This is a genomic window from Vreelandella sp. EE27, from assembly GCF_968206495.1.
In genome coordinates, this window is record NZ_OZ309109.1 from 83,340 (window position 1) to 95,514 (window position 12,175).

The window sequence follows — 12,175 nt, forward strand, 5'->3', positions numbered from 1 at the left end:
TTGAGACGATCACAAGACAGTCAGCCGATATACATTGAAAGTTACGCCTGACGACCATGGCTTGCGTGAACCACCCGATCCCTTGCCGAACTCGGAAGTGAAACCGCAACGCGCCGATGGTAGTGTGGGGTCTCCCCATGCGAGAGTAGGTTATCGTCAGGCACCTCTTCGAAAAAGCCCCGAGCACTCTGTGTTCGGGGCTTTTTTATGTGCGCAGGAAAAGGCCCGGGAGAAGACACGGGCACTTGGCAGGGGCGCAAAAAGTATCAGTGCCACTTAGCCCTTGTAGACATTATGGATTGACCTGCCCCTCATCAACGTCATGGGTTATGTTGAGGGCAAGACCACAACGCAGAGCCACTATTAATGGAGGCAGGTCATGACACAGTCTAGCGTAAATAAAACCACTTTTGAAAAGCACGCTGGCGGTGCCAGCGATCTCCACGCCGCGTATATAGGGCTGGACGTGCACAAGGCCACCATCGCGGTTTCCATCGCCGAAGCGGGGCGCCGCGAGCCCGAGTTTCGTGGCGAAATTCCCAACGAGCCCAGGGCCATTGACCGGATGATTCGTCAGCTCAGCCAGCGGTTTGAAGGCCAGCCGCTGTTGTTCAGTTACGAAGCCGGGCCGTGTGGCTACGGGGTCTATCACCAGGTGCAGGCCAGCGGCCATGATGGTGAGGTGGTCGCGCCGTCGCTGATTCCTCGTCGGGCGGGTGATCGTGTCAAGACAGACCGTCGCGACGCGCAGATGCTGGCTCGACTGTCGCGCTCGGGCGAGCTGACGCCCGTGTGGGTGCCCACTCCCGAGCAGGAAGCGATTCGTGATCTAACGCGCGCGCGTGAAGACATGAAAGCCATTGAGCTCAAGGCTCGTCAGCGTCTGAGCGCTTTTCTGCTACGCCACGGCAAGGTCTATTCGGGCAAGAGCAAGTGGGTACCCGGCCACTTCCGCTGGCTGGAAACGGTCCGTTTTGATCACCCCGTTCAGCACATCGTGCTGCAGGAATACATCGAGGCGGTACGAGAGGCCCAGCGGCGAGTGGCAGGTCTGGAGAAGCAGATGCAGGCGGCCCTGCCGGGCTGGTCACTGGCGCCGGTGGTCAAGGCGTTAATGGCGATGCGCGGCGTTAACCTGATTACCGCGATGACGGTGCTGGCGGAACTCGGTGATATTAGCCGCTTCGATTCACCGCGGCAGCTGATGGCCTACCTGGGGCTGGTGCCCAGCGAGCACTCCAGTGGCGGCAGCCGCCGCCAGGGCGGCATCACGAAAACGGGCAACGGACATGTGCGCCGCGTGCTGGTCGAGGCCGCCTGGAGTTACCGCTTCCCGGCACGCAAGACGCGCATTATCGAGCAGCGAGCCGAACAGACCACGCCCACAGTCCAGGCCATCGCCTGGGAAGCGCAGAAGCGCCTCTGCGGGCGATACCGCCGGCTGGCCGCTACCGGCAAGATCAAGCAACAGGTCGTCACGGCCGTGGCACGTGAGATGGCGGGCTTTTTATGGGCGGTTGCCTGTGAGGTGATGGGCAAACCGCACGGCAGTCGAGCGACGGCATGAGCCTGATCTCTCGGTGCCCATGGGTCAGGGAGTGTTGGGCCGGTGGGAGAACCCCTGAGGCTCCCATGAGGCCCCCACCCTCCGGGGTTGGGTGACCCTCGCTTGTAGAGCAGGGTAGCTCCGCGACGAAGTGATGACAGGTCGGTACCCAACCCACGAATACCAGAGAGATCCACCGTCGCTGATAGCCCTTCGCTCCCTGACCCATGGACACCGAGAGCAGCAGCATGAACGAAAGAAACAATCGAGCCCTTGACGGATCAATCCATACCAGGAGCCCAATTTCATTGGGCGATGGCGGCGACAGCCGCCCGGGGCTGGATTTGCCACCGTGCCGGCCATCCACCCCGGCGGCGCGTTGCGCCGCATCGCGGGCTGAAGCCTGCTCCTACAAAAACAGGGGCACAACAAGGCCCCGGTACCACCGCGCCCTGTAGGAGCCCAATTCATTGGTGGTCCGACACCTCGGCGATGGCGGCGTCAGCCGCCCGGGGCCGGATTCGCCAACGTGCCGGCCGCCCACCCCGGCGGCGCGTTGCGCCGCATCGCGGGCTAAAGCCTGCTCCTACCATTCACCATTCACCATTCACCATTCACCATTCACCATTCACCATTCACCACTCGATCGGCTCGCCCGCCCAATCCCAGAAACTGCCGGTGTCCGCGGGGGTGCGCTGATCGATGACCTCTAAAAGGCTCTTGGCCACAAACGCTGGCGAGAACAGTTTGTCCTCGGGTACGCGCGCTTGAAACGGCTCGGACAGCGAGGTGTCGGTAGTTCCCGGGTGCAGGCAGAGTACGATAGCCTGTTTATTGAGCCGGGCAAGCTCGATAGAGGCGGTTTTCATTAGCATGTTGTGGGCCGCTTTGCTGGCTCGGTAGGTGTACCAGCCGCCAAAGCCGTTATCACCGATCGAGCCGACCCGAGCCGATAGGCTGGCAATAATGCTCGGGTGATGGCCTTTTAGCGAGGCGTTGAGAGCGGACAACAGTCGTATCGGTGTCGCCGCGTTTACGTGCATCACATGGGCGAAGGCGTCGGCATCGAACTGCTCAAGACGTTTTTCCGGCTGCACGTTGTGTTGGTCGTCGTGTAGCGTGCCGATGGCATTGAACAGCAGGTGAAGAGGGCGGCCATCGAGCGTCTCCACCAGGGCGTCGATGCCTTCCTGGGTGGTGATATCGGCAGCGATGGAGATAATGCGAGCGTCTGCTAACGTCGTTTTGCGACGGCTAACGGCAATAATGGTGCCGACTTGGGTAGAGGCGAGTAGCGACTCGATGACGGCACGGCCAATACCGCCATTGGCGCCGGTGACGATCGCGGTAAACCCGTCGGGTAGGTAATCAAGCATTCAACGCTCCTTGTTTATAAAAACAAGCTTAGAACATACGTGTTCTTATTGAAGCGTTTCGCTATGAGATTCGACTATTTAATAGCAGAGTTGGCGGATCAAGCAGAGGTATTGAGACGGCTGGATTGCGCTTGGTTACGCCCGTTGGGCTGATAGAGCGTTTTTTCGGCGATCTGCTGAATGTAGCCCAGCATATCCTGATTGTGCTTCATACGTACCGACAGCATTTCGCCGGTCAGCGCGTTCATGCGTGCGGCGCGCTCGCTCTTATTCAAAAAGCTTTCCCAGCTGGATTGACAGCCTGCATCGACGGCGGCTTTAAAGGCACCGCTGGCATCATCGTCGTAACCCAGCCGCAGCTGCGTCGAACGGCGCAGCGTTTCCATCCGCTCGAGCGAACTCAAGAGGGTCTGCTTGGTTTCGGCCAGCGAGGCCAGTACTTCGCCGTCGATCGCACCCTGCATCAATTGAGCCTGCTCTTGGGTAAGCAGCTCGACGAGTTCGTCAAGGCGCTGATGCTGATCCAACAGCAACCGGGAAAGGCTCATAACAGGTTACTCCCCTAGCTGGGCAATCAAGCTGTCTGCGATACGGTCGGCGCGAACTTCGAGGCTGCCGTCACGAATGGCCTCGCGAAGCTCTTCCACTTTGGCCATATCGATATCCTGCGAATCGTCCATATGCATCTGACTAAGACGCGTGGATTCGCGAGTGGTACTGCCTTCGGGCGATGACTGAGCGCCGCCGACCTTTTGAGTGTCATCACGCTGCTGTGGCTGATTGGTGCGTAACAGCGGATTCAAATTATCAATTTTCACGTTGTGGGCCTCATCGTCAACGTTAAAGCGTTCTAAACGCGATGGCTCTGTGCCGTTATACAGAGTATCGGCACCGATACAGAGGACTTTAGACGTTAACTTAAAAATCTACCGTCAAAACACCCTGGCTGGAAACGCGGGCGGTCACCAGCTCGCGAGTGTCAAAACGTACGCGAATCCGTGCGCCCAAGGCACCGCTTTCGAGTGCTTCACCTTCCCGGGCCACACGAAAGCCCGAACCTTGTGCTATGACCGTCACGCGCTGCCCGCGTTCCACCAGATCCGGCGCCTGGAGCGAATGCGCCTGAAATACATCGCCGCTGCGAATGGGGCGCTGGGCAACCAACCCTATAATAGCATCTTCATCGGTCAAGGCATTGTTTGCAAGCTCGCCCAGGTTGCCCTGGCGCTGTGTCACCATCGACGCCGTGACGAGAGTGCCCCGCGCGATGTCCTGGGCGGCGACCAGGTAGCTTCCCATCACATCCACCTGGGCCTGGATGTAGCGCACCTGGCGGCGGCCCTCGCCGCAGCGCACCCCCACCGACACGCGCCCTAAAGGCGTTTGGTTGGCGTTAGGAAAAAAAGGTTCCGGCGCAATGCAGGCAGGCAAATGGGCCGATGGCGGCGAGACATCGATCACTACCTCCTCGCCCAGAGACTGGGTTTGCTGGTAAAGGAAGTTTTGTACGGTCTCGATGAGCGGCTGATCATCGGCGTAGGCCGGCAGGGTGGTCATCAGCCCTAGTGTGATCACCGCCAATAGTTTGATTACCAGTGATAGGTCGCGTAGCGCCTGAAAAGGCGAATGGGGCATGGGAGTCATCGCTTGATAGAAAGGAGGCCAAGCCAGCGAGCGCTAGCTGATAGGCAGAAGTTTAATGCAAACGTCGGCCCTACATCATGCGAAATACTGGGGTAAAAGGCATTTGTTCCATGCTTTAGTTTGAGTGCGCTTCCCTATTATGCACCCTCAGAAACGACCGAATTACCTTTGCCTCTCAGCAAACGAGGGACGGCATGATCGACCAACTCGAATCCGCATTCAATTTTCACCAGCGCGCCCTGAGCCTTCGCCAGTCGCGTCACGAAGTGCTGGCGGGCAACATCGCCAATGCCGATACGCCGAACTACAAGGCGCGCGATATCGACTTCGCCAGCGAGCTGAACAAGGCAGTAAAAGCCGGGCAGAGCGTTCAGCAAAACGGTGGCGTGGCGCTGGCCCGCACCTCGGAGCGTCATATCGAAGCCCAGGGCGCTACCTGGCGCGGGGCGGCCAGCACCGATCTGCTTTACCGGGTGCCCGACCAGCCAAGCCTGGACGGCAACACCGTGGATATGGACCGGGAGCGGTCGCAGTTTACCGATAACGCCCTTCGCTATCAGGCGGGCCTTACGATCATGAATCGCCGCATTCAAGGGCTGAAAAACGCGATGCAGCCGGAATAACCGATTCTCAGGAGAAGCGAATAAGCCATGTCGATGTTTTCAGCTTTTGATATTGCAGGCTCTGCCTTGAGCGCCCAGGCGCAGCGCATGAACGTAACCGCCAGCAATATGGCCAACGCCGATAGTATCGCCGGCCCCGACGGCGAGACCTACCGGGCGAAACAAGTGATGTTCGAAACCCAGGCGCAGAACAACCGCTATGGTGTAGGCGGCGTTCGGGTGACCGAGGTCGTGGAGGACGATTCGCCGCTGCGTCTTCAGTACATGCCCAGTCACCCGGCCGCCGATGAAGAAGGCTACGTTGCCAAACCCAACGTCGAGCCGGTGCACGAAATGGTCAACATGATTTCCGCCTCGCGCTCGTATCAGGCCAACGTGGAAGTCTTCAATACCACCAAACAGATGATGGTTCAGACACTCTCGCTCGGTGAGGGCTAAACATGAATATCGATTCAAGCGTGATTAACAGCATCAACGGCGGTGGCCGGGCGGCCAACCTGTCCGCCAGCCAGTCCCAGGAAATGCGCGACAGCTTCATGACGCTGCTGGTCACCCAGCTGCAAAACCAGGACCCGCTCAATCCGATGGAAAACGCGGAGATGACCTCGCAGCTGGCCCAAATCAACACCGTCAGCGGTATCGAAGAGCTGAACTCAACGCTCAAGGGCATTACCGCCCAGATGGATGCCAACCAGGCGCTACAAGCAAGTGGCCTGATTGGTAAGGGTGTCATGGTGCCTGGGCGGCAGGTTTTGTTAGAGCAAGCTAGCGACGGCAGCACCCATGCAACGCCCTTTGGTATCGAGCTGGACCGCCCGGCGTCGAATGTAAAAGCGACGATCGTTGGCGAAGGTGGCCAGGTGATCCGCCAATATGATCTGGGTGCGCTCAAGGCCGGTGTTCAATCATTTGATTGGAATGGTCTGAATGATCAAGGGGTCGCGGCAGCGAGTGGACGTTATACCGTGCAGTTAGAGGCGCTTGACTCACAAGGTGAGCCAATCGACTCCAGCACACTTAATTATGCGCTCGTCAATCGTGTTACACCGAACTCTGATAGTGGTGACGTTCGACTGGACCTTGGCGCCGTTTATGGCCAAGTAACGCTTGGGCAAGTTAAACAGATTCTTTAATCAAATTATTTTGAGGATTGACCATGTCATTCACGACAGCTGTCTCGGGTATCAACGCCCAATCAGAAAGGCTGAATTCTGCTGGTAACAACATCGCCAACTCACAAACCGTGGGCTACAAAAGCTCGAGCGTGCGTTTTGCCGATGTGTTCGCTAACTCTCAGGGAATAGGTGTCAGGGTATCTGATACACGCCAGAACTTTTCACAAGGCAGTATCGAAAGCACGAACCGTAATCTTGACTTGGCTATTTCCGGAAACGGCTTCTACCGCCTGCAACAGTCATCCGGTGAAGTGGGTTTTTCAAGAAATGGTGAGTTTAGCCTGGCGGCTAATGGCGATATCGTTAATGCCCAGGGCGCCCGACTGATGGGGTATGGTTTGGACCCCTCGGTGACAGAGGATACGGCCGAGCAATCAGCGTTTCCTTTTTCTGATGTCTTAGTGGGAAGTGATCCGATTCCATTAAACGTAACTCAAAATCGCATACCAGCGAGGGCTAGCACAGAAGCCAACATCCTTCTTAACTTAGATGCCACTAGTATCCAAGGTCAGGGTTTAAGCACTGTTGAACTAGATAATGGAACTGACTTGCCGTACCACTTTTCAAATAGTTTCACGGCTTATGATTCGTTAGGTAATGCGATAAATGTGTCGACTTATTTTGAGAGAAATGCCGGAAATCAGTGGACTGTTACAGCGGTTACCGATGGTGTGCAAAGAGATACCTTCACACTTAACTTTACTCCTAGCGGACGATTAGTAACAGATGCTAATGGTAACGTAACCGGAGTAAATGGAGGTGATAGCGCTACAATTACTTTCCCTGGCGGTACTGAGGCGAATGAGGTTTCATTTGATTTAAGTTTTGATGGAAGCACTCAGTTTGCAAGTGCCTCATCGAGGAGCCAGTTTAATCAGAATGGTTATACAGATGGCGCTTTAGTGGGTATCGAAGTGCTTGCGGATGGCACCGTAATGCGTAACTTTTCTAATGAGCAATCTCGTCCCGCAGGCCAGATCGCTTTAGATACTTTCACCAACGAAGAGGGGCTGAGACCTTTAGGTAACAACTTGTGGGCGGCTACGAATAGTTCGGGTGTCGCTAACACGGGAGCTCCGGGTTCTGGTCAGTATGGCCAAATTCAGGCAGGCGCTGTTGAAGCCTCTAACGTGGAACTCGCCCGTGAGCTGGTCGATATGATCGTCGCTCAACGCGCCTACCAGGCGAACTCCAATACCATCAGCACTCAGGATGAACTCCTGCAGACCATTATTAACCTTTAATAGCCGGTCACCTGTGTAAGGAGCAAGCACGTGGATAGAATGCTGTATACCGCCATGAGCGGAGCCAAGAACGCCATGGATCAGCAGTCGGTGGTGAGCCAGAACCTCTCCAACGTCTCCACGGCGGGGTTTCGTGCACAGTTGCAGGCGGCGCGCTCGGTGCCCGTCGAGGGCGCGGGTGCGCTGCACACGCGCGTCTCGGCAGTGACCACGACGCCGGGAACCGACTTTTCGCAAGGGCCGATCGAGCGTACCGGACGCGGTCTGGATGTCGCCATGCAGGACAACGCCTGGATGGCGGTACTGGCCGACGACGGCAGCGAAACCTATACCCGCCGCGGCGATTTGCAAATCGATAGCGACGGCGTGTTGCTTAGCGTCGGTCGTCCGGTGATGGGCGATGGCGGGCCGATTGCGCTTCCGCAAGGTGCGCAAATTTCGATCGGCGCCGACGGCACCATTAGCGCTATCCCCCAGGGCGAAGGGCCCGAAGCGCTCGTGGATGTCGGTCGTATCAAGCTGGTAACGCCGGATGAGCTCGCGCTTACCCGCGGCGAAGATGGCTTGTTTCGCGCGCCGCTCAATGAAGAAGGCGAGCCCGGTGTGCTGGCAGCCAACGAAGATGCGCGTTTGGTCAGCGGAGCGCTCGAAGGCAGCAACGTCAGTGCAGTCGACGCCATGGTGTCGATGATCGACGTTGCGCGCCGCTATGACATGCAGATGCGCATGCTCAGCAATGCCGACGAGAACGCCCAGCGCGCCAACAGCATGCTATCACTTCAAGGCTGATCCCAGCCGCCTGGTTTAGAGGGAAGACACCATGATTAAGTCGTTGTGGACGGCAAAAACGGGGCTCGAGTCGCAGCAGACCAAGCTCGACGTGATCTCCAACAACCTGGCCAACGTGAGCACCAACGGTTTCAAACGCTCGCGCCCGGTCTTTGAAGATCTTCTGTATCAAAACATGCGCCAGCCAGGCGCCCAGAACAACATTCAGGACCGTCTGCCTTCGGGCATGCAAGTGGGTACCGGTGTCCGTGCCGTGGCCACCGAGCGTCTGCATACTCAAGGCGGCCTGGAGCAAACCGGCAACTCCCGGGATCTTGCCATCAACGGCGATGGCTTTTTCCAGGTGCAGTTACCGGACGGCACAATTGGTTATACGCGTGACGGCGGCTTTCAGCTTAATGAGAACGGCCAGATGGTAACCGCAAACGGTTACCCTCTAGAGCCTGGTATTTTCATTGATGCGAACGCGCTTTCGGTATCGATCGGTGAAGATGGCGCGGTTAGCATTCGCCAACCAGGCCTTCCACAAGACACTCCTGCAGGGCAGATCAATATCGCGACCTTTATCAATCCTGCGGGTTTGGAAAGCATTGGCGGTAACCTCTATCTCGAAACCGGTGCATCGGGTGCTCCCCAGGATCTCACCCCCGGCAACAACGGTGCCGGGCGTCTGTTCCAGGGCTACGTGGAGACCTCCAACGTCAACGTGGTGGAAGAGATGGTCAACATGATCCAGACCCAGCGCGCCTATGAAATCAACAGCCGAGCGGTGTCTACCAGCGATGAGATGCTGGCCCGCCTGAGCCAGCTCTAATCCTGTATCAAGGAGCGCTTGATAGAGGCTTCCGAGGTCGTAAGATGCTTAAAAACACCGCTTTTCGCCGTTTAGCGCAGTTGGCTCTCATGCTATTGATTGTAACCGCCGCTGGGTGTGCACAGATTCCTCGTGCTTCGGTCGTCGGCGAGCAGGAACAGATCGATATTGTGGACCGGCCGCCGGCGGTGGCCAACGGTTCGATCTACCAGTCGCGCCGTGGCTATCAGCCGCTGTTCGAGGACCGCCGCCCTCGGGCGATCGGCGATATCCTGACCATCGTGCTCAACGAGCAGGTCAGCGCGAGTCAGACCTCGCAGTCGAGCGCTAACCGCAGCGGCTCGGCTTCGCTCGATTTGGCTCAGATTCCCGATATCATCGACTTTCTGGAAGATTACGGTTTCGATGTCGCCAGTGACAATATTTTCTCTGGCAGCGGCGCTACCCAAGCGAACAACACCATGACCGGCACGATCACCGTCTCGGTACTGGAAGTGCTCAATAACGGCAATTTGCGGGTGCGCGGTGAAAAGCAGATCGCGATCAATCAGGGGACCGAGTTCATCCGCTTCTCCGGGGTCGTCAACCCGCAAACGGTGACCGCGGCCAACACGGTGCCTTCCAACCAGGTGGCCGATGCGCGCATCGAGTACGTGGGCGATGGCTATATCAACGAGGCGCAGCACATGGGTTGGTTGCAGCGCTTCTTCCTTAACGTCTCGCCGTTCTAGGCGCTCGAGAAGAGAGTTGTGATGACTTCAAGGTTACACGTCAAGCGCTGGATTCAGGCGATGGCTCTGATAGCGCTATGTCTGGTCGCAAGCAACGCCTTTGCCGAACGCGTACGCGAGCTTGCCAATTTCGCCGGTGTGCGAGACAACCAGCTCGTCGGCTATGGCCTGGTCGTGGGTCTCGATAACACCGGTGACCAGACCACCCAGGCGCCGTTTACCAGCCAGAGTTTGACCAATATGCTCTCGCAGCTTGGCGTTAGCGTGCCACCGGGCACCAATTTGCAGCTGCGTAACGTAGCGGCGGTCATGGTCACCGCCGATCTGCCGCCGTTTGCTCGCCCGGGCCAGCGTTTGGACATCGTCGTCTCGTCGATTGCCAACGCCCGTAGCCTGCGCGGCGGCACGCTGTTGATGACGCCCCTGAAAGGCGCCGACGGCGATACCTACGCGATTGCCCAGGGCAATATGCTGGTCGGCGGGGCGGGCGCTCAGGCGGGCGGCAGCAGCGTGCAGATCAACCAGCAGGCGGCCGGGCGCATTCCCAATGGTGCCCTGGTCGAGCGCGAAGTAGCGCTCAATCTGGGCGGCAATGGCGGGCTTTTGGAGCTCCAGCTCAATGATTCCGACTTTGGCACCGTGCAGCGCATGGTGACGGCGATCAACAACGAATTCGGCCAGTCGGTGGCCTACGCGCGTAATGGACGCGTCATTGCTCTGGATGGCCCCATGGACGCCAACCTGCGGGTAAATTTCATGGCCCGGGTGGAAAACGTCGAGCTCACACCCATGGACGCCCCGGCGCGGGTGGTGCTTAACTCGCGTACCGGCTCGCTGGTCATGAACAGCGCCGTCACGCTGCGCCAGGCGGCGGTTGCCCACGGTAATCTCTCCATCATGATCGATTCGCAGTTCGGTGTTAGCCAGCCAGCGCCTTTTGGCCAGGGTGAAACCGTGGTGGTACCCAATGCGGATATCGATATCGAGCAGCAAGAGGCCTATCTGCAGATCGTCGAAGGCGCTCAGCTCAACGACGTGGTCAACGCCCTGAACGCGCTGGGCGCCACGCCCCAGGACTTGATGTCGATTCTGGAGGCGCTAAAAGCCTCCGGGTCGCTGCGCGCCGAGCTCGAGGTGATCTGATGAGTGTCAACAGCATGGCCAACCAGCTCGCCTTCGATATGAACGGCTTTCAGCGCATGCAGCACAACGCCCGGGTCGACCCGGAAGAGGGCGCCTACGGCGCTGCCCAGCAGTTCGAAGCGCTGTTCGTGCAGATGATGATGAAAAGCATGCGCGAAGCGATTCCCTCCTCCGGATTGATGAGCAGCAGTACGACCGACACCTATCAGCAAATGCTCGATCAACAGTGGTCCCAGGTCATTGCCGATAAAGGTATGGGCCTGGCCGACGTACTGTACGAGCAGCTCCAGCGCCAGGGCGCTATCAAGGGCAGTGCTCAAGGCGACGATGAGACTCAGGCGCTGATTGCCGGTATCCCGCGGGGTACGCCGCGCGTGCTGGATGACCCGCTACAGCCCCCAGGCCCGGGCGGCCAAGCGAGCGGGCGCTTCTTGAGCGAACTCGAAGCGATCCGCCAGGGCCAGGTTGCACCGCAAGCGAGCGCCGAGTCGCTTGGTAACGCGCCCGCCGCCGCGGCCAACGCGCCCATGACGGCACCGGTGATCAACCCCAACGCGCCGGATCACGTGAAGCGGTTCATGGCCACGCTTTCCGAGCCTGCCCAGGCCGCCAGCCGGGCGAGTGGCGTGCCCGCCGAGCTGATTCTGGCTCAGGCCGCGCTTGAGACCGGCTGGGGCCGACACGAAATCGCGACCCACGAAGGGCGCAACAGCCATAACCTGTTCGGCATCAAGGCAGGTAGCCACTGGAAAGGCAATACCACCGATATCACGACCCACGAATATCTCAACGGTCAGCGCACCCAGATGGTGGACACGTTTAGAGTCTATGACTCCTTCGAGCACGCCTTTACCGACTATGCCAACTTGATCGGTAAAAACCCGCGTTACGTTGGTGTCGTCGAGGCGCAAAATGCCGAGCAGGCCGCCCGTGAGCTACAGCGTGGCGGCTACGCCACCGACCCGCGCTACGCCGACAAACTCGTTGCCATCATGAACACCATGGGACCGCTGCCCACCGGGCCGGCGTTTTTGGCCGACGCACGTTAACGTCATTCAAGTTGTGCACCGCGCTGCCGATAAATGAGTAT

At 58.3% G+C, this 12,175-nt stretch carries 14 protein-coding genes and 1 rRNA gene; 11 read left to right on the plus strand and 4 right to left on the minus strand.

All coding sequences use genetic code 11. The annotated features are described in order from the left end of the window. The first annotated feature begins 46 nt into the window (after positions 1-46). Positions 47-162 (plus strand): 5S ribosomal RNA (gene rrf / locus ACWHVV_RS00360). A gap of 217 nt (positions 163-379) precedes the next feature. Then, positions 380-1,567 (plus strand): IS110 family transposase, encoded by a 1,188-nt coding sequence (locus tag ACWHVV_RS00365; RefSeq protein WP_447926971.1) that lies wholly within the window; start codon positions 380-382, stop codon positions 1,565-1,567. 614 nt (positions 1,568-2,181) lie between these two features. Here ACWHVV_RS00365 and ACWHVV_RS00370 read toward each other — a convergent pair. From ACWHVV_RS00370 to flgA, 4 genes are all read right to left on the minus strand, one after another. Further along, positions 2,182-2,922 (minus strand): SDR family NAD(P)-dependent oxidoreductase, encoded by a 741-nt coding sequence (locus ACWHVV_RS00370; RefSeq protein WP_447927593.1) that lies wholly within the window; start codon positions 2,920-2,922, stop codon positions 2,182-2,184. A 98-nt stretch (positions 2,923-3,020) separates the two neighbouring features. Further along, positions 3,021-3,470 carry a flagella synthesis protein FlgN gene (locus ACWHVV_RS00375; protein WP_447894822.1) on the minus strand — a complete coding sequence of 150 codons (450 nt, stop codon included), beginning with the start codon at positions 3,468-3,470 and terminating at the stop codon, positions 3,021-3,023. Positions 3,471-3,476: 6 nt separating this feature from the next. Further along, on the minus strand, positions 3,477-3,740 hold the full coding sequence (gene flgM / locus ACWHVV_RS00380) for a flagellar biosynthesis anti-sigma factor FlgM (protein WP_447527327.1): 264 nt from the start codon (positions 3,738-3,740) through the stop codon (positions 3,477-3,479). A 100-nt stretch (positions 3,741-3,840) separates the two neighbouring features. Beyond that, the gene (gene flgA / locus ACWHVV_RS00385; protein ID WP_447927594.1) at positions 3,841-4,557 is read right to left on the minus strand and encodes a flagellar basal body P-ring formation chaperone FlgA; all 717 of its coding nucleotides are present in this window, start codon (positions 4,555-4,557) and stop codon (positions 3,841-3,843) included. A gap of 203 nt (positions 4,558-4,760) precedes the next feature. Here flgA and flgB point away from each other — a divergent pair, with 203 nt between their 5' ends. The 9 genes from flgB to flgJ all read left to right on the plus strand — a co-directional run bounded on the left by flgB (position 4,761) and on the right by flgJ (position 12,134). Continuing rightward, positions 4,761-5,189 (plus strand): flagellar basal body rod protein FlgB, encoded by a 429-nt coding sequence (gene flgB, locus ACWHVV_RS00390; RefSeq protein WP_447527329.1) that lies wholly within the window; start codon positions 4,761-4,763, stop codon positions 5,187-5,189. Positions 5,190-5,216: 27 nt separating this feature from the next. Beyond that, entirely contained in the window at positions 5,217-5,627 is a 411-nt protein-coding gene (flgC, locus tag ACWHVV_RS00395) for a flagellar basal body rod protein FlgC (RefSeq protein ID WP_447927595.1), read from the plus strand. A gap of 2 nt (positions 5,628-5,629) precedes the next feature. Beyond that, positions 5,630-6,322: a flagellar hook assembly protein FlgD gene (locus ACWHVV_RS00400; protein WP_447927596.1), complete on the plus strand. Its 693-nt coding sequence runs from the start codon at positions 5,630-5,632 to the stop codon at positions 6,320-6,322. 23 nt (positions 6,323-6,345) lie between these two features. Continuing rightward, entirely contained in the window at positions 6,346-7,608 is a 1,263-nt protein-coding gene (gene flgE, locus ACWHVV_RS00405) for a flagellar hook protein FlgE (protein WP_447927597.1), read from the plus strand. A gap of 30 nt (positions 7,609-7,638) precedes the next feature. Further along, the gene (locus ACWHVV_RS00410; RefSeq protein WP_447927598.1) at positions 7,639-8,397 is read left to right on the plus strand and encodes a flagellar basal body rod protein FlgF; all 759 of its coding nucleotides are present in this window, start codon (positions 7,639-7,641) and stop codon (positions 8,395-8,397) included. Between the two features lie 31 nt (positions 8,398-8,428). Further along, on the plus strand, positions 8,429-9,211 hold the full coding sequence (flgG, locus tag ACWHVV_RS00415; protein WP_447927599.1) for a flagellar basal-body rod protein FlgG: 783 nt from the start codon (positions 8,429-8,431) through the stop codon (positions 9,209-9,211). Between the two features lie 89 nt (positions 9,212-9,300). Continuing rightward, the gene (locus tag ACWHVV_RS00420) at positions 9,301-9,942 is read left to right on the plus strand and encodes a flagellar basal body L-ring protein FlgH (protein ID WP_447894828.1); all 642 of its coding nucleotides are present in this window, start codon (positions 9,301-9,303) and stop codon (positions 9,940-9,942) included. Positions 9,943-10,002: 60 nt separating this feature from the next. Next, positions 10,003-11,085: a flagellar basal body P-ring protein FlgI gene (locus ACWHVV_RS00425; RefSeq protein ID WP_447530482.1), complete on the plus strand. Its 1,083-nt coding sequence runs from the start codon at positions 10,003-10,005 to the stop codon at positions 11,083-11,085. Next, a complete protein-coding gene (flgJ, locus tag ACWHVV_RS00430) occupies positions 11,085-12,134 on the plus strand; it encodes a flagellar assembly peptidoglycan hydrolase FlgJ (protein WP_447927600.1) in 1,050 nt (349 codons plus the stop codon). The genes ACWHVV_RS00425 and flgJ overlap by 1 nt, the downstream gene beginning before the upstream one ends. Positions 12,135-12,175 lie beyond the last annotated feature (41 nt).